General features: G+C 67.3%; 14 protein-coding genes. 3 read left to right on the forward strand and 11 right to left on the reverse strand.

The features are described 5' to 3' along the window. Nucleotides 1-99: 99 nt before the first annotated feature. Nucleotides 100-1,278, reverse strand: a complete 1,179-nt coding sequence (locus HBK84_RS07290) for a site-2 protease family protein (protein ID WP_240918840.1) — start codon at nt 1,276-1,278, stop codon at nt 100-102. Nucleotides 1,279-1,359: 81 nt separating this feature from the next. Between HBK84_RS07290 and HBK84_RS07295 the strand changes: the two genes are divergently transcribed. After that, complete coding sequence (locus HBK84_RS07295; protein WP_064846984.1) at nt 1,360-2,256, forward strand: PAC2 family protein; 897 nt, start codon at nt 1,360-1,362, stop codon at nt 2,254-2,256. A gap of 28 nt (nt 2,257-2,284) precedes the next feature. Here the strand turns inward: HBK84_RS07295 and mshC are convergent, their stop codons facing one another. The 3 genes from mshC to HBK84_RS07310 form a co-directional block, all read right to left on the reverse strand. Then, nucleotides 2,285-3,595 (reverse strand): cysteine--1-D-myo-inosityl 2-amino-2-deoxy-alpha-D-glucopyranoside ligase, encoded by a 1,311-nt coding sequence (mshC, locus tag HBK84_RS07300; protein ID WP_167318549.1) that lies wholly within the window; start codon nt 3,593-3,595, stop codon nt 2,285-2,287. A gap of 112 nt (nt 3,596-3,707) precedes the next feature. Then, nucleotides 3,708-4,541 (reverse strand): undecaprenyl-diphosphate phosphatase, encoded by an 834-nt coding sequence (locus tag HBK84_RS07305; protein ID WP_035961521.1) that lies wholly within the window; start codon nt 4,539-4,541, stop codon nt 3,708-3,710. Between the two features lie 124 nt (nt 4,542-4,665). Beyond that, on the reverse strand, nt 4,666-5,034 hold the full coding sequence (locus HBK84_RS07310) for a primosomal protein (RefSeq protein ID WP_167318550.1): 369 nt from the start codon (nt 5,032-5,034) through the stop codon (nt 4,666-4,668). An 87-nt stretch (nt 5,035-5,121) separates the two neighbouring features. Between HBK84_RS07310 and HBK84_RS07315 the strand changes: the two genes are divergently transcribed. Further along, entirely contained in the window at nt 5,122-5,319 is a 198-nt protein-coding gene (locus HBK84_RS07315) for a DUF5703 family protein (RefSeq protein ID WP_094067061.1), read from the forward strand. 13 nt (nt 5,320-5,332) lie between these two features. Here the strand turns inward: HBK84_RS07315 and HBK84_RS07320 are convergent, their stop codons facing one another. Both HBK84_RS07320 and HBK84_RS07325 read right to left on the reverse strand, forming a co-directional pair. Beyond that, nucleotides 5,333-6,517 carry an acyl-CoA dehydrogenase family protein gene (locus tag HBK84_RS07320; RefSeq protein ID WP_167318551.1) on the reverse strand — a complete coding sequence of 395 codons (1,185 nt, stop codon included), beginning with the start codon at nt 6,515-6,517 and terminating at the stop codon, nt 5,333-5,335. Between the two features lie 160 nt (nt 6,518-6,677). After that, on the reverse strand, nt 6,678-7,997 hold the full coding sequence (locus HBK84_RS07325) for a M20/M25/M40 family metallo-hydrolase (protein WP_144996796.1): 1,320 nt from the start codon (nt 7,995-7,997) through the stop codon (nt 6,678-6,680). Nucleotides 7,998-8,208: 211 nt separating this feature from the next. Between HBK84_RS07325 and HBK84_RS07330 the strand changes: the two genes are divergently transcribed. Then, complete coding sequence (locus HBK84_RS07330) at nt 8,209-8,715, forward strand: GNAT family N-acetyltransferase (RefSeq protein WP_231885618.1); 507 nt, start codon at nt 8,209-8,211, stop codon at nt 8,713-8,715. Nucleotides 8,716-8,951: 236 nt separating this feature from the next. Here HBK84_RS07330 and HBK84_RS07335 read toward each other — a convergent pair whose 3' ends face one another. From HBK84_RS07335 to HBK84_RS07355, 5 genes are all read right to left on the reverse strand, one after another. After that, nucleotides 8,952-9,398, reverse strand: a complete 447-nt coding sequence (locus HBK84_RS07335; RefSeq protein ID WP_098055514.1) for a pyridoxamine 5'-phosphate oxidase family protein — start codon at nt 9,396-9,398, stop codon at nt 8,952-8,954. A gap of 134 nt (nt 9,399-9,532) precedes the next feature. Next, nucleotides 9,533-10,342, reverse strand: a complete 810-nt coding sequence (locus HBK84_RS07340) for an SOS response-associated peptidase (protein ID WP_144931819.1) — start codon at nt 10,340-10,342, stop codon at nt 9,533-9,535. 31 nt (nt 10,343-10,373) lie between these two features. Next, nucleotides 10,374-11,096, reverse strand: a complete 723-nt coding sequence (locus HBK84_RS07345) for a lipoate--protein ligase family protein (RefSeq protein WP_144931818.1) — start codon at nt 11,094-11,096, stop codon at nt 10,374-10,376. Nucleotides 11,097-11,227: 131 nt separating this feature from the next. Continuing rightward, on the reverse strand, nt 11,228-11,662 hold the full coding sequence (locus tag HBK84_RS07350) for a hypothetical protein (protein ID WP_207387829.1): 435 nt from the start codon (nt 11,660-11,662) through the stop codon (nt 11,228-11,230). Between the two features lie 809 nt (nt 11,663-12,471). Then, nucleotides 12,472-17,715 (reverse strand): hypothetical protein, encoded by a 5,244-nt coding sequence (locus HBK84_RS07355; RefSeq protein ID WP_167318552.1) that lies wholly within the window; start codon nt 17,713-17,715, stop codon nt 12,472-12,474. Between the last annotated feature and the right edge of the window lie 30 nt (nt 17,716-17,745).

A 17,745-nucleotide genomic window follows, 5' to 3' on the forward strand; every position in this document is an offset into this window, starting at 1 on the left:
ACGCCCGCACCGCGGGCCGCCCCGAGCCATTCTCCCACCGTAGCCCCGATCGGATCACCACGCCCCGCGGCGATGGCCCCCACCGCGCTCATGGAGCGATCAGGCGCGCAGGGCCAAGCGTGCGAGGTCCTCGTGGTGCACCACGCCCGTGACGTGACCGGCGCCGTCCACGACGCACACCCAGGCGCGGCGCCCGGACTCCAGCACGCGGGCCAGTTCGCCGCCGGGGGTGCCCGGGTCCACGGTGGTATCCGCGGGGTGCCATTCGGCTACGTCCCCCACGGCGACGACGCCGCGGTGTGCCAGTGCCACCCGTTCGGCGAGCTCGGGGTCCAGCAGGCCCACGGCACCGCGGTCACGGACGACAACGTCCGGGGTCCATCCCCGGTAATCGTCCCCCGTGGCGGCCATGACGGTGGCGTCCACGAGGGCCAGGGGCGTAGTCGGGGAGAACTCCATCGCGGGACGCGCGACACCCCCGGCCCGCACGGCGTCGAGCACGCCCAGAACGCGTGCCTGGCGCAGCGCCTGCCCCGCGCCCATGAAGATGAACCCGGCCACGAGCAGCGTGATCACGAGCACCACCGGTTGGCGCCATACCTGCGCCCACAGCAACCACGCGACCGTGAGGATCGCGATCCCGCGCCCGCACCACGCGGCCACGGTCGTGCCCTTGGCCTCCGAGCGGGTCAGTGCCCACACGATCGCCTCCACCACGCGCCCGCCGTCGAGCGGCAGTCCGGGCAGCAGGTTGAACAACCCCAGGATCCAGTTGGCCAGGATCAGCAACTGGACGAGCGCCCACCCCGGGCCCGCGAGGCTGTCCGCGGTCACGAAGAGAACACCGGTGCCCAGCGCGGCGAGCACCACGTTGCTCAGCGGTCCGGCCAGGGACACGAGCGCGGTGGGCAGCGGCGTGGTGCGCACGCTGCCGAACGCCGTGTGCCCACCCATGAGGGTCAGCACGATCCGGGTCACTGGCCACCCGGCCGCGCGACCCGCGAGCGCGTGGGCGAGTTCGTGCACCAGCACGCTCAGGGCCAGGCCCACCGCGAAGCCCAGGGCCAGGAGTAGGTTGAGCCAGCCGAGCTCGGGGTACAACCGCCACAGCACGGGCCCGTACATCACCAGGGTCAGCCCCGCGATGAGGAACCACGAACGGTCCAGCAACAGCTCCACGCCCAGCAGCAGACCCAGCCGCACGCCGCGGGGTCGGGGGCCGGCGGGGGCCGGTGCGGCGCGGTCGTCGGACGGCTGGCGGAACCGGGGAAGGGGCATGCTGAACATGGTAGGTGCGCCCGCCGGTACCGCGCTGGGGATCGGCTCGTGGAACACCCGCATGGGCCGTACAGTGGGACGGTGACCACGTTGGACAATAATTCGGAGCAGCCCGGTATCGGACCTTTCGGGGTCGTGCGTGACGGTGCGGACCAGGAGACCGTCACGGTGCTCATCGCCGCGTTCGAGGGCTGGAACGACGCCGGCGACGCCGCCACGGACACCCTCAAGCTCATCCGCGAGCAGCTCAACGCGAAGGACGTGTTCGAGGTCGCCTCGGACGACTACTACGACTACCAGTACTCCCGTCCCGTGATCCGCCGGCCCCTGACCGGGGAGCAGAAACTGCACTGGCCCACCACGCGGTTGTCCAAGGCGTCGGTGCCCGGGACCAACCTGGACGTCGTGCTGCTGCACGGCTGGGAGCCGTCCTACCGGTGGCGCGCGTTCACCGCCGAACTGCTCGAGCAGGCCGCGGCCCTGGACGTGGACTTCGTGATCATGCTCGGCTCGCTGCTCGCGGACGTCCCCCACACCCGCCCGATCCCCGTGACCCTGACCTCGGACACCGAGGAGCTGCGCGAGGAACTGGACATCGATGCCCCCCAGTACGAGGGACCCACCGGGATCGTGGGGGTGCTCTCCCACATGGCCGCGCTCGCGGGCTTCCCCACGCTGAGCATGTGGGCCGCCGTCCCGCACTACGTGGCGCAGTCGCCCTCCCCCAAGGCGCAGCTCGCGCTCGCGCGCCGCCTCGAGGACCTGCTGGGCATGGCCCTGCCGCTCGAACCCGTGGTCGAGGACGCCGAGGCGTGGGAACGCGGCGTGGACGAGCTCGCCTCCGAGGATCCGGAGGTCGCGGACTACGTGCGCCAGCTCGAGGAGGCCAAGGACACCGTGGACCTCCCGGAGGCCACCGGGGACGCGATCGCCCGCGAGTTCGAGCGTTACCTGCGCCGCCGCGACGACCGCGGCTGACCGCGCGGGTCCGTCGGAGGCGGGGCGCTCAGAGTTCGATGCCGAGCAACGCCTCGACCGTGGCGCGCGCCAGCGCGGCGTCCTCGGCCGACGCCCCCGCACCACGCGCGGCGGCACCGCCCAGGTTGCGCGCGGCCCACGCGTCCACCGCGATCAGTGCCGCGGGAGCGTTGAGGTCCTGACCGAGGGCCGCGCGAACGGCCTCGAGCAGGGAGTCCGCCCCGGCCGTTTCAGGTTTGACGGCGGCCTCACGCCACGTGGCGAGGCGATGCTTCGCCTGCTCGAGCAGGTCGTCCGTCCAGAACCATTCCGTACGGTAGTGGTTGGCGAGGATCGCCAGGCGGATCGCGGCGGGATCCACTCCCTCCCGGCGCAAGGTCGAGACGAGCACCAGGTTGCCCTTGGACTTGGACATCTTCTCGCCGTCCAGCCCCACCATCGCGGTGTGGACGAAGTGCTCGGCCATGGGCTCACCGGACAGCGCGTACGAGTGGCCTGCGCCCATATCGTGGTGCGGGAACGCGAGGTCCGAGCCTCCGCCCTGCACGGTGAACGGCGCGGGCAGGTACTGCAGCGCGATGACGCTGCACTCGATGTGCCATCCGGGACGGCCCTCACCCAGTGACGCACCGTCCCAGAACGGTTCGCCCTCGCGCTTGACGCGCCACAACAGCGGGTCCAGCGGATCACGCTTGCCCGTGCGCTCGGGGTCGCCGCCGTGATCCGCGAAGAGGGGCAGCATGCGCTTCCGGTCCAGGCGACACGTGGAGCCGATCACCCATGCGTCGGGGTCGTCGGCGCGCAACCGCCCGGCGGCATCGAGGTCGAAGTAGACGTCCCCCGCGGGCTCCGAGCGCCCGTCCTGGCCGGTGCCCTCCGGGACGCGGTACGCGAGCCCGCGTTCCACGAGGCGTTCGACGGCGGGCACGATCCACTCGACGGCCTCGGTGGCCCCCACGTAGTGATCGGGGGCCAGCACGTTCAGGGCCGCCATGTCGGTACGGAACAACTCCGTCTGTTCCTCGGCGAGCTCGCGCCAGTCCACGCCGGTGTCGTTCGCCCGCTCGAGCAGGGGGTCGTCCACGTCGGTGACGTTCTGGACGTAGTCCACGGGGAAGCCGGCGTCCCGCCACACCCGGTTGAGCAGGTCGAAGTTCACGTACGTCGCGGCGTGGCCCATGTGCGTTGCGTCGTACGGGGTGATCCCGCACACGTACAGTCCCGCCTGGCCCTCACGCGGTTCCAGCCGTTCGAGCTCCCCCGTGCTTGTGTCGTGCACGAGGGGTGCGGGCGAGGTCCCGGGCAGTTGCGGAACCGGACGGCTGGACCAACGCTTCATGTTCACCTTCGCTTGGACGATTCTTGGACTCCCCCGAACGCAACGGGCGCACCGGGGCCGCTATTCCCTGGTGACCGCGAACGCGCACGTCACGGGTCGAGGGCGGTGCTGATCAGGCGCTGATGAGCCCCGTTCCGAGCATCACGAACAGCGCGGCACCCAGCAGGATGCGGTACCACACGAACAGGTTGTAACTGCGTTCCGAGATGTAGTGCATGAACCACCCGATGATCAGATAACCCACGCCGAACGCGATCAAGGTTGCCACCGCGGTCTGGCCCAGGGAGTAGACCCCGCCGGGTTCGGCGCCGCTGACCGCCTTGTACAGCTGGTACAGGCCGGAGGCGAACACCGCGGGAATGGCCAGCAGGAACGCGTAGCGTGCCGCGGCCGCGCGGGTGTAGCCCATGAGCAGACCCGCGGTGATCGTGCCACCCGAGCGGGAGACACCGGGCACCAGTGCCAGCGCCTGGGCGAAACCGAAGCCCACGGCGTGCTTGACGGTCAGGTCCTCCAGGTGACGTTCCTGCTTGCCCATGTAGTCCGCGATCGCCAGGAACAGACCGAAGACGATCAGCATGGTCGCGGTGATCCACAGCGAGCGGAACTGGGTCTCGATGTAGTCCTGCAGCAACAGACCGAGCACGGCGATGGGCAGTGAACCCAGGATGATGAACCACCCCATGCGGGCGTCCGGGTCCTTGCGGTCCACGCGGCCGCTCAACGACAGCGCCCACTTCTTGATGATGCGCACGATGTCCCGCCAGAAGAAGATGATCACGGCGGTCTCGGTGCCCAGCTGGGTGATCGCGGTGAAGGTGGCCCCGGGGTCCGCCCCGTTGGGCAGGAACTCGCCCACGATCCGCAAATGGGCGGAGGAGGATACCGGCAGGAATTCGGTCAGCCCCTGTACGAGGCCCAGGATTATCGCTTCGATCCAGTTCACGCGACAACTGTACGGCACCCCCTCTGAGGTGCTTCCCGGCCCGTCCTGGGAAGCCGCTGGACACGCACGAAGGCCCCCGCCCGCGGCGGAGGCCTTCGCAGCTCACGTGATCCGATCCCCCGGGTCAGCGCCCGGAACGGCGTCCGTTCGAGGAATCACGGTCCTCGTTCTCGTCGTCGTCATCGTCGTAGTCGTCCTCGTCGATGAGATCCTCGTCCATCATCTCGTTGTCCTCGAGAAGATCGTCGTCATCATCGTCGTCGTAGTCGAGGTCGTCGTCGGAGTCGTCCTCCTCGGCGAAGACGGTGAGCGGGGTGACCTCGTCGTAGGCATCGTAGAGGGCTTCCTCGTAGGCTTCGAAGGTGTTGGCGATGGCCAGGTAGGCTCCGTCCACCGTGGGATCGTCGTCCGAACGGCGGTTCGCCGCGGCGGCGAGGTGTTCTTCGAGGGCGTTGACGAGCGCTTGCAGCGCGGCGCGGGGATCGGTGCTCATGGTGTAGACGTTAGCCGTTATCGGAGCAGAATGGGAGCAATGAAAGAACAACGTCTGAAGCACAGTTCGGTATCCGGTCACCCCACCATGACCGGGCGCGACGACCGGTACGAGTACCTCTCGCTCACGGTGGCGCCGCGGGAGAAACCCGCCGAGGCACGCAGCCGGGTGCGGGAACACACCGAGTACGGCAAGTGGGAACTCATGCGCTCGGCGGTGCTCTACGGGGGCCAACGCCGCTATGTACTGCGTCGGCGGATCATGCGGGTGGACCGCACGTTCTGAGCCCGGGATCCGCTCAGGAGGAGACGGGTCCCAGCAGGGATTTCGCCGTGGCCGCGTGGACGGATTCCTCGTCCGAGGGGTGGTACATCCCCGCCAGCACGTCCCGGTAGAGCCGCTCGAGCTCGGAACCGCGCCGGTACTGCGCTCCCCCGGACGCCCGCAGCGCCAGGTCCACCACGGCGCGCGCGGCTTCCGTGGCCCGGTACTTGACCCCGGAGAACAGGATGAACCACCGCGGCCCGTGCGCCGGCTCCCGGTCCGAGCCCAGGGCGTCCACGTCCGCGCACAACTGCCGCAGTTGCAGTTCCACCCCGTCCCGTAGCACACCGGCCCCGGCCAAGTGCCGGCGGATGTCCGGGTCGTCCGAGTACGGGGCGTCCTTGGCCAGGGATCGCCTCGTGGTCGTGATCTCCACGGCCACGTCGATCGCGCGGTCGGCGATCCCCGTGTACACCGCCGCGAGCAACAGTTCGAAGCACCCGAAGATCCCCCACACCACGGGGTCCGGGTTGGGTGCGGCAGGGGTCCTGGTGAGCACGTCCTCGGTGCGCAGCAGCGCACCGTCCAGCACCGTGGTGCACGACTGCGAGGCCCGCATCCCGAGCGCGTCCCAGTCCTCGCGCACCGTGACCCCTCCCGCCGGGGACCCGTGGTCCTCCCGAGCGAGGAACCCGAAGACGAGGGGTGCGGCGTCGTCGTCCCCGGAGACCCGGGCGTGGACGAGCAGGCGCGTCCATCGCGGGGACAGGGACGTGAAGATCTTGGTGCCGTGCAGGCGCCAGCCCTCGGCCACGGGCTCGGCGCTCGTGGTCGCGTCGAAGAGGACGGAATCGTTGCCCGCCTCGGAGATCCCGAACGCGAAGACCTCCCCGGCCACGGCGTCGAGGAAGATCCGCTGCGCGCGATCGTCCCCGCGCAGATGGAGGGTGTGGCCGATCCCCACGATCACGTGGTGCATGTTGATCCCCAGCGCGGTGGCCGGTGCGGCCGTGGCGAGGCGGCGCTGCGCCTGCGCGGCCTGCTCGAGCGTGAAGCCCAGCCCGCCGAACTCGCGCGGGACGAGCATCCGCAGGTAGCCGATCTCGCGCAGCGCATCGAAGTCCTCGGCGAAGAACGCATTGTCGCGGTCGGTCGCGGCGGCGCGGTCCCTGATCTCGGCGAGCAGCTCGTCGGATAGCAGTTCGGTCACGGCGGTCATGGGGGCTCCTTCGGTGGTCGGGCCGGTGGAATGAGGCGGAACGCGGGGCGGGCCGGCGTCGCGCGGGTCCGGTCGCGTGGGGCGTGCACGAGGTCGCGAGGACTTGGCAGTACGACGCGGGGCCGACGTCGTTCGGGCCGGCGAGCGCGGGGGGGGGGGCTCAGTACGTGCGCAGCAAGCGGTCCAGCACACGCGAACCGAACTCGAGCGAGGCCACGGGCACGCGCTCGTCCACGCCGTGGAACATGCCCGTGAAGTCCAGTTCCGGAGGCAGCTGCAGCGGGACGAATCCGTAGCCGGTGATCCCGAGCGTGGCCAGGGACTTGTTGTCGGTGCCCGCGCCGAGCATGTAGGGCAGCACCACGGCGTCGGGGTCCTCGGCCTGCAGCGCGTCCACCATGGCGTCCACCACGTTGCCCGAGAACGGTACCTCCAGCCCGATGTCCTCGAACTCGGCCTCGAAGCGCACCTTGTCACCCGCGAGCTCCTGGAGCTTCTCCATCACCAGATCACGCTGATCCGGCAGGAACCGCACGTCCACGGTGCCTTGCGCGGTCCCGGGGATCACGTTCGTCTTGTATCCGCCGTCGAGCATCGTGGGGTTCGAGGTGTTCTGCAGGGTCGCCCCCACGAACCGGGCCACATCCCCCAGTTCGCGCAACAGCCGCTGCGGGTTCTCCGGATCGAACTCCACGCCGGTCAGCTCGGTGACCTCGTCCAGGAACGCGCGGGTGGTCTTGGTCAGTTCCACGGGCCACGTGTACTGCCCGATGTTCGCCATGGCGCGGGACAGGTGCGTCACGGCGTTGTCCTCGTGCAGCCCGGAGCCGTGCCCGGCCTGGCCTTGTGCGATGAGCTTCAACCACAGCAGGCCCTTCTCCGCGGTCTGCAGCAGGTAGGCCCGTTTGCCGCCGATGTTCGCGGAGAACCCGCCCACCTCGCTCAGTGCGTCCGTGACACCGTCGAAGACCTCGGGATGTTCGCTCACCATCCACTTGGAGCCGTAGCGCATCCCGGCTTCCTCGTCCGCGAAGAACCCGAAGACGATGTCCCGCTCGGGCACGGTTCCCGTGCGGCGCATGTGGCGCAGCACCGAGAGCATCATGGCGTCCATGTCCTTCATGTCCACCGCGCCGCGGCCCCAGATCATCCCGTCCCGCACCTCCCCCGCGAACGGGTCCAAGGACCAGTCCTGCGCCGCGGCGGGGACCACGTCCAGGTGGCCGTGCACGAGCAGCGCGTCCGCGCTCGGGTCCTTGCCCTCGATACGGGTGAACACGTTCGCGCGGCCCGGGGCGGACTCGAAGTACTGGGCCTCGAGGCCCACCTCGTGGATCAGCTCGGCCACGTACTCAGCCGCCGCACGCTCGCCCTTGGCCTCGCCACTCGCGTAGTTGCTCGTGTCGAAGCGGATCAACTCGCGGCAGATCCGGGCGGTCTCGCCCTCCGGTGTGGAATCGGTCTGGGGGTTCTCGGTCATGGTTCTCGCTCTCCTCACTAACGCCGGACGGTGGCCTCCGGGCTGCGGTCCCCGCGTGGGACGACGACGCCGCTCGCGCCCACCGCGGTGCCGTGGTCCGGGGCTCGGACGGGCCTGCCCCTCCACCGTAGTACGCCCGTGGAAACCGGGGTCTTCTCGGTTACCCTGAGGGGCAAGAACTACCGTGTGCACCGATGACCCATGGGAGGCCATGATGACTGGAACCATCACGCTGATCGCGCGGACCGAGCTGACCCCCCGGGAGCTCACGGCCACGAGCCGTTCCGTGACGGACGAGGACACCGCCGCGCTCGCCCGGTTGCTCCGGGAGGCCTACGGCTCCGGGACCGTGGGCACGCAGGAGGACGCGGAGACCACGGTCCGGGACGCGTTCCGGGGTGAGTTCGGCCCGTTCCTGCAGGAACAGTCGCAGGTGATCGAGGACGAGGACGGCAACCCCGTGGCCGCGGCCATCGTGCTCGAGCGCCGCGATGACCCGCACCTGCCGGACGTGCCGTACCTGTTCGAACTTTTCACGGCGTCCTCGCACCGCCGGCGCGGCTTGGCGGAGCAGCTCGTGCGCCAGGTCATGACGTCCCTGCACGAGAACGGCTACCACGAGGTGTGCGTGCGGATCCCGGAGGACAACTCCGCGGCGCTCGCGCTCTACCTCACGCTCGACTTCAACCGCTGGATCCCGGAGCAGGACGAACTCTGACGGTGCTGCGGCTGTTCGGGACGCAGCTGCCCGGAACCGAGCCGTCCAAGACCGACCCGCCTAGAACCGAACCGTTCTGAACCGGATGCAAGAGACCCGGACCGCCTGAGGCGACCCGGGTCTCTTGCTGCGGATGGATGCACTGCATGTCGTGGAACGGATCGGCGTCCGCCGAGCGCACCGGCGCCCCTCCGTGACGCGCCCGCGCCATCGTTCGACAGCGAGGGGCGAACCCGTCAGCGCAGCGTGAGCTCGTCGCTGCGCGGCGGGACCTGGGATGCGTCCGTGCGCGTGGCCCAACGCACCGTGATGTCCAGGACCCGCAGGTTCTCGGGATCGTTCGTGTCGGTCGCACCCGGGTGCTGTGCCGCGAGCGTCTGACCGGCCGGAGCGGCGTCGGCCCCTTCAAGGACCCTGGCCTCTCCCTCGAGCTGCACCTCGTGCGTGCCGTCGCGCATCACGACCATGGACACGCGCGGGTCGGACGTGATGTTGGAGAACTTCCGGGACTTGGTGTTGGTCCCGAAGACGATGTGTCCGTCGTCCGTGGCAGCCACGTGGACGTACGCGGATTCGGGATATCCCGTGCCGCTGTTGCTCGCGAGCACGCCGGCTCCGGCGGAGCGGACGAAGTCGATCAGCCAGCGCGTGTCATCGGTCAGGGTGTTGCCCAGTTCAACCATGTCTACCCCCGGTTATCGTCGGTGTGTGGTGCGTCGGTGCACCGTCTCCACCATAGGCAGAGGGCCGAGGTCTTGCAGTGCGGCGGGCCGCACCGAGGACATTCACCGGGGTTGTGACACGCCCCCGGCTGCGGTTACAGCAGGGTCTGCAGGGGTTCCACGAGGTACTCCCCCTGGGACTTCACCGACCCCACGTCCGTGCTCACGGCATGCATGCGCCACTGCGCGGCGACCTCCAACGCGCCGGCCATCGCGCGGTCCACCAGTTCCGGGGCGTGGTCCTTGTCCGGGGTGATCCATTCGCGCGCGAACGCTTCGGTCATGCCCATGGGCAACCGGTTGTGCAGGGCTCCCAGCGCGGCGAGGTGCGAGTTCTCGTCGTGCGCGTCCGGGGCCTCGCGCGTGAGGATCGAACACGAGAGCAACCACCGGCCCGCGTCGTCCTGCGCGTTCTTGCCCGGCCGGGTCTGCTCGGCGCGCGCGAGGTCCGCGGCGTCGTCGGGAACGTGCCACCACTCGTAGATCCCGGCGAACCAGATCGGGGAACCGTCCTCGGGGTGCACGAAGTACGGTTGCTTCTTCCCGCGCCCGGACTCCGGGGCCTTCCACTCGTAATAGCCGTCCGCGGGGATCGCGCAGCGCCGGGCTTTGACCGCGGCCCGGAAGGACGGTTTCTCGGTCACGGTCTCCGAGCGGGCGTTGAACATCTTGGACCCGATCGACAGCTCCTTGGCCCACGAGGGCACGAGGCCCCAGCGCGCGGCGTGGATCTCCGGGAGCAGCTGACCGTCCGGTGAGAGCCGCTCGAGCATGATCGGGACCGTGTGCGTGGGAGCCACGTTCCAGTTGGGTTCCACGCCCCCGGCAATCGAGTCGTCGACCTGCGCGTCGAAGGGCAGTGCGAGCTGGCCCGGGGTCCGGGCGATCACATAACGACCGCACATGGTGTTCTCCTCCCGTGACGGGTTGTCGGTCCTACCGCGATCCGCTCACGGGGCCGTACCCCATGTAGGACGAGTACCGGTCGTACACACTCATGAGCGCGGCCTCGACCTCGGTGACCGTGGTGCCCGGTCGGACGTCCGCGACGCACCCGGCGGTGGCCGGTTCCCACGACACACCCAGGCACGAATACACGTCCTCCAGGACGCTGCGCAACGGCTCGGCTACCTCGATCACGAGCACCGTGGAGAAGTACCACGCCCCGGCCACGACACGCTGCGCGGTACCGGCGAGTTTGACCGGTTGGTTCGGATCCGCCGCTGTACCCGGTGCGTGCACGCTGTACTCCCCCGCGCAGTACTCCCCCGGGATCTCTCCCACCTGGGCCGGGATCTCGAGTTCCTCGAGCGCTGCGACCACCATGTCCCCGAACAGGCGGTACCGGTCCTGGATACCCGTCTTAGGATCCGGATCCGGTTCCACGTGATCGATGACCAAGCAACCCCCGTGGTACGCGGCCGCACGGCCACCCACGCGGCGCACGAGCGGGGTGAACGCGGCGTCGAGCGCGGCCTGACGGGCCCGGGGGAACCCGGGGTTGAGTTCGTCGCGGCGACCGAAGGCCACCGTGGGCCGCGGTTGGTACACGCGCAGCACGGGTTCGGTGGCACCACCGCGCGCGGCATCGAGGATGGACAGGGCGCGGCGGTAGTCCTGTTCGGCGCCCAGGGACTCGCGCTGACGTATGAGTTTCATGCTGGCGCCAACTCTAGTGCAGCGGGGCCCGCTCGGACCCCGGACGCGGCGGCACGGGCGGGTCCGTTCCCCACAACTCCTCGCTCACCCGGCCGGACGTGGCACGCGTTAAGTCGACGACGTGTGGAGCATCACGCCGCGGAGGTGGTCAACCGCGCGGCCGGACGGGGCGGGGTGATGAGCGCAGTGGCCATGCGGCTCTCCTCGGCCGCGGTGACCGGACCGTGAGCGGCGGCAGCTACCATCGCGGTCTTGAGCACGTGGTGGTTCGCGAGCAGATCCGTGGAGTTGCCCAAGGAACGCAGCACCCGCCACGACATGGCCACACCGCCGCGTGAGACGTAGCGATTGACGTAGCGCACGGCGGCGTTCCAACGTTTGCGCTGGTCACGGGTGAGTTCCGCGCCCTCTTCCTGTTCCTGCAGCCACGCACGAGCACCCACGAACACGCGGGACACCAGTTCACGTTCGAACGGTTCCACCGTGCCGGCTCCGCGCATGAGCTGGTTGAGCGTGCCCAGCTCGGCGACCGAGAGCACTGATTTGACGGACGATTTTGCGCGCATCACGTTCAAGCCCCCTACGAAGATCTCCCGTGGCGAGTGCATGACTGTGCAGTTCTTCACGGTTGTCGATCGTGCCCCCACCAACCCGGCGTTCCCCCCGGAACGCCTGAGGGTTGGCGGGAAACCTCTCCCCTTGCGGCTCCAGCCTAGGAACAGCGGCCACGTGATGACAGCCGCACATTGGGGGACGCACCCCGCGCGCCACCCGCTCTTCATTCCACGGCCTTGTTTCCCGCACACTCCCACCCAACCCGCCCCCGCACCCCCCTTTGCCCCGCGGCGAGCGCACTGCACAACATCTGTGCTCCGATACGCACCGAAATCGGGGGTAAAAGGGGTCGTTTCGCGGCACAGATGTTCACCCACCACACTCCACGCCAGCCCCGCCCGCGTGTCACACGCCGCCCACCACGCCCGCGGATCGCCCACCCACCACGGCATGCGACGAGGCCCGGGCCCGCATACACCGCGCGGATCCGGGCCTCGGAACGCCCTCCGGGAGGGCGGGCGCTCAGTGACTCAGAAGTCCCAGTCCTCATCAAGTTCCCCGGAATCTTGCGGTTTTTCCGCGGCCAGGCCGGACTCGTGCCCTCTACGTGCCACTCCCCCGCGTCGAACGACCGCAGCAAAGCCGCACATTTCGGAATCCAAGTAGAACCGAGTATATAAGTTTAGGCGGGACGCGGTTATTTCGGAAGCGATTGAACCTACTTCACCTTGAAAGATCCGGTTGATTTCCGGTGTCTGTCGAACGCTGTGGCGAAGGGCAGTGAGCGCCCGCCTTGTGGAACCATCGCCACTAGCCGAGCTTATTCATCCATTTGCTGGAGCCTGACGGCGCCGTGATCCCCTGCGGCGGCGAGTCCGTCAATGATTCGGTGGTAGTGGCTCTGGACCTTACCGTCGATCGCGCCGACGCTACGAAGGTTAGTCAGCCATTCTTCAAGAAGCCAAAGGCGGTTCGCGATGAGGTCGAAGCGGCCGTCGATGATCGTCTCAATCCAGGTCAGCGCGACGGTCGTCTGCCATTCAGGGGTAGTGCCTTTGGCAAACTTAACAACTGCGTCGACAGCTTTAGCCTGCCCGCGCGCAATACGCAGCCAGCGGTCAGGAAGCTCGCCGAGGGCAGCCGGTTGAATCCAAGCCGCGCGGCATCTGGCCAACGTGCCGTCGATGTCTGGGTCTGCCGATCTTGGGCTGGGGGTAGGGAGCAAGGCCGCTACCATGTAGTCGTACCAGTGCCGTTGCGATGGAAGCTCGGTCCCATCCCCAATCGTGTCCAGAGCGATCCTGAGTGCCCAGGACCAGAAGTCCGCCAAATGTGCCCGAAGGCCCTCGTCGTAAGTGAATACCGTCGCGAACCCGTCGAAGAGGAGATGCAGGGCGTTCGAATCTGCTGCGAAGGTCTTGATGTACGACCCGACAATATCGCGGTCGCCATCCAGAGCGACCTTGATCATCCGACGAGCGATGGGCTCGTGCGTGATGTGTGCGTGCTGGTCATACCCTTCTTTCCACCAGTGCGCGAGGCCTCTACGGTGGGCGTCCCATAAGGGGGACCAGAGTGCGGCTATCTCTTTTTGAAGGCAAGGGACGTTGCGGGCGTCGATCATGCAGGCGAGCGGCATGCGTAGCCGATTGACCATTAGGTCGTTGTCGGAAACGAAGAGTAGCGACTCGTGGAATGGTGGCGACAACGGCTCATGCTCCCGCCGTTGTCGATCTCGATTCCATGATCCGAGCCGGCAGTCGATCAAGCCTGCCGTGCCTGCGGCCCACGCCGGGGCGTGCCGACGACAGGAGCTGGTATCTATGTCAAAATCGCACGGTGCACCCCAAACCGGAAGGGCGCCTTTGACGTAGTTTGCTCTTACCTCGTCGAAGACACTGGTCCCAAGGGATCGCAAGCAACTCTCGATCTGCTGCCGGTCCAGCTCCAGGTCGTCGAACGGCGCGAGAAGGAGTAGCGGCACAGACGCGGCCGCTGCTCTGTCTGCACCCATCGAGAACATCGAGCCGCTGTAGTCCATCCCGTCGACCTTGGGGTTCTCGCCAGCCCAGATGATGGCGCCCGCCGCCCACACGAGGTTAGACCGATCTAGGTTGACCAGACCCATGGCTTGACCGTGTACTGCGGCCGCCGCGACTGCAACCAAGGCGTTCTCAGGACTGTAGACATTCTTCGGGACTGTCTCCTCGTCGTTCATCCGCCGGGCGACGGCAAGGTCCTCCTCGAGGTACTCAACTGGCCAATTCCCAGGATCGTCGTTGTAACGCCCATAGCGATTCTGGAGCGCATACATCAAGTTGGTCGTCTGAAGCTCCTGGTTGCCGGGAGCGAGGATCTCTTCGATATCGGCAGGGCGTTCGAACTCGATCAGAACTCCGTCCTGAGTCGAGCTGGCGCGGTAATTGTTGAATCGGAATCCAGCGGCCCAGCCTTCGATCATGGCGATGTACTCCGCATCGCTTGCCGCGCCGGTAAGAGTTGCCCTGGCGTTGTCTACGAGGTGAGTCCCGACCTCGACGAGCCGGGCGAGACGCTTCTCATCACGGCTGACTCGCGCGTTGACCACCATTCCAGCCACGGTATGGTGCGGGGTATTCGATCGGCGGTCGAGGCCCGTGAGCTTATCTGCGTCCGGGTCACGCACATGAAAGTATTCGCCCACGACGCGGGATGTCTCGAGATGCCAAATCTCGGGGCGCTCAAGGAAGGCGTCAAGGAGATCACCAACTTGGTCGGGGTGTCTCGTGAGGAAACCGACGAGAAGCCCCGGCACGGCGAGGTTGTGGCAATCGTGCAGAAGCAGTTCGAGGATGGTTCGTGCCGGGATGTCTAAGCTCTCCAGCATGTGGTCGATGAATCGTTCAAGAGCAAGCAGTGCGCTCATGCACGGGTACGGCCCAACGCTCGATCCGCGATACCAGGCCCATACATGGCTGTCGCCGATGTAGCGACGCGTCCCGGTGCCAGGTACATCCAGCTCGATTCCGTCGGGCTCGGCGGCCTCCTTCGGCTCGTCGACGAAATCGTAGGTCTTCTCGACGCGCACTCTCGCCGCGTGGTCCAGCATTCGGTTGATGAAGCCAATTGCCTCACAGGGAATCGTGTTCAGCAACCTGAAGAAGGGGCCGTAGTACCAGGCAGCTCCCGGGATGCCGAAGCTGACGCCGAGTCCGTGCTTGAAGTCTCTAATGCCATCGTCAAGGCTGCCCCCGCGCCAGTGGTCGTCTGGGTCGGGCAGCTCGATGTAGTAAGCCTCCGCGAGATCCAGCAATAGCTTGGGCCGCTCTTGCGACATGCTCGCGACGACAGCGAACGACTCCACAGCCGCGTTGAGGTCTACCGGCCGGTGGCTACCAACCTGCCGCAGCCACGCCTCTACCTTGTCGTCGATATCTGTACCCAGACAGGCGAGGGCCTCTATGGCGAAGTCGTCGTAGGGCGGTGGGTCACTAGCGAGGATAGTGTCGCGGACTTTTTGGCGGAGAGGGTCGGGCTGCGGCATGACGGTCGCCATTCCGCGCAGCCAAGCCAAGACGAGATCGCGGACTACCTCGTGGACGGTCCGATGACCGAACTGCAGATCGCGCTCGATCTCTGGCTGTTCACAAAATGCAACCGCCACCAGGGGCGCGAGAGCGAACGCGTCGCCAATCGTCCCGTGGACATACCGCACCTCGGCGAGGCGAAGCAGAATGCCGAGGCCAGCTGAGCCATTATCGGTCAGGGTCCCCCACAGCTCGCGGAGCGCCGGTTCCGCATCCCCCAGAGTGAGCAAGGCCTCGTAGGGAACCTCCAGCCATCGATCACCCTCGGCTCTGGCAATCTCGCCCATCCGCGCTGAGAGATTGGCCCATGCATCGAGGCGGCTGGGGCCGAGCAGCGCGGCCTGGCACCCGAGGCGAGCGGCGCGGATGGACCAGCGCGGGGCCCCAGCAGACCTGAGAGCCTCCCACCCTTGGGTGATAAAAAGTCGGCACAGAGCGAAATCGCGAAACAGGTCAGTCGCGAACTCGTCCCCGCGGGCAATCGCGGGATTAATGGGTACCCGGAGGACTCCGTCGGAGCGCAACTCGGCGGTCCCGGTGCCGTGAAGAGGGCCAGCAGCGATGCCGAGGGTCTGCCCGGCGACACTCAGCGCGGCCTGATCGCGATCGTCCGGGGACGCCGCTCCTGGAGGGTGGATCTCATCGCGGCGAATGAGACTCCGCCATACGGTCGAATACACATCTGCCTCGCACAGCAGATCGTCAGGATCGAGAGCGGTGCCGGTCCGCAGAAGCGCATCGACCAGTCCTGGGCGTCCAAGGACCCAGCTGGCGCGCGCATCAAGGCTCAAGCGAGTTAGGACTGTGAACGCCTTTGGAAGAGCCTGACGCTCGTCGTTGGTCAGTGGCCCGACCGTGTGCTCGCCCGGTAAAAGGCTAGACCCCACGAGTTCGAGGGCTCGACTCATCTCCTCACCGACCTGGCGTGAACCGTCGGTACGTGCGACGCTGACCACTCCGAAGCCGGCCCGCAGGCCGGCTTCGGTGAGTGCACGGAATACGTGCGCCTTGCCTTCGAGAACGGACTCGGCGCCGTCCACGAGGAGAAGCCGTACCGATCCCACTGCCCCGCTTCCCATGATGTCATTGAGTGAGTGGCCACTCAGCTGAGCCTCGAGTTCCATCACGGTGACTGGGAGGTCACGCAGGCTGAGGCTGACGATGGCCGCGCCGTCTCTCTCCAGGGCCTCCGCGACGCGCAGGGACAAGGCCGACTTCCCCACGTCCGGATCGCCGGTGACCACTAGGGCGCCAGCGGACTCGCCCACGGACCGCATGGCGTCGACGAGCAGCGACCTTTCACCGGGGCGCTCAAGCTCGAGCGTCCGCTGGCCTGACCGAAGAGCCGGGCGAACAGATTCACGTAGTCGGGTTCCCAGCCGATCGAACAATCCCCAGGCGGATGCGAACGACGCAGACCTCGTCAGCGGGTAGTTGCTCAGCCTTTGTCGAACCAGCGCTTGGGTGAGCACGGCCCCCTGAGGCGCCCATTCACCGACAAGCTCCTCGAGACGAGAGAACAACGCATCCGCCACGCTTGGGGTGCCGTCGATGAGCACTCGCTGCAGCGCGCTGACCGCGGCCGTTCGGTCGGCACGATCCGTTCGCTCGAGACGAAGGTTGCGTGCACTGAAATGCGAGAGAAGCCGCCACGTTAGCTCCTCCGCGGTCAGCCTCTCGGCTGAGAGCAGGCCCTCCGATGCCCGCTCGACCAGTCCTTTCAAATGGTCATACCGACCACGAACGGCAGCATTGGTTCTTCCCGCTTGCGCCAAGCGAGCAACCAGGTCAGCCGAGGTCGGGAGCGCGCGGGCGAGCTCCGCCAATTCTGCGAGCTGGGTCACCGCGTTGGCATTGGTCGAGACCGCAAGCACGAGTTGCCACCTCCCCGAGCACACTTCGGTCCACTGATCCGTCACGATCGCCAAGAAATCTCGGACTAGGGGGACGGACGCATCGTCGCTCGCGGTCAGGAGCGGGCTTCTCCGCACGGCGATAGACGCTCGATGCCGCTGACCATGAGCGTCGCGGCCTTCGATAACGATGTCGTCAGCATTACTCAGGTCACTGGCCTGGAGCCGAATCGAGTCCACCCGTATGGCATCGCCGAGCTCCGGAACTGCGTCACCCGCGAGGAAACTAGCAATGAGGCAGGCAGCATACGAGTGCTCCAGACGGACGCCGCCCCCGCCCGTCGAGTACGGGCTTGACCCAGTCGAGGTTTCCCTGCCACCGGGTAAGGCTTCCTCCAACCATGCACTGATAGAAGGGTGCGAGACAGCGAGCTGCCACAGGGTTGCCCGTCCTGACTTCCGCGAGGTGGCGAACCCCGCTTCCGACAACGTGGCCAACGCGTCATTGGAAGTCGTTGGCGACACACCCAAGGCGGTCGCAACTTTACGGCCAGAAAGCGGGACGGTGCTCTCGGCGAGCACCGTCAAAGCGCCAAACTCAGTGTCACTAAGTGTCGCCTGTAGCGTCTCCTCCGCTGTTGCCATGGTCACATTTTACCGCCTATGTCCAACAAC

This window comes from Kocuria sp. KD4, from assembly GCF_011769905.1.
In the GTDB taxonomy this organism is placed as follows: Bacteria; Actinomycetota; Actinomycetes; order Actinomycetales; family Micrococcaceae; genus Kocuria; species Kocuria marina.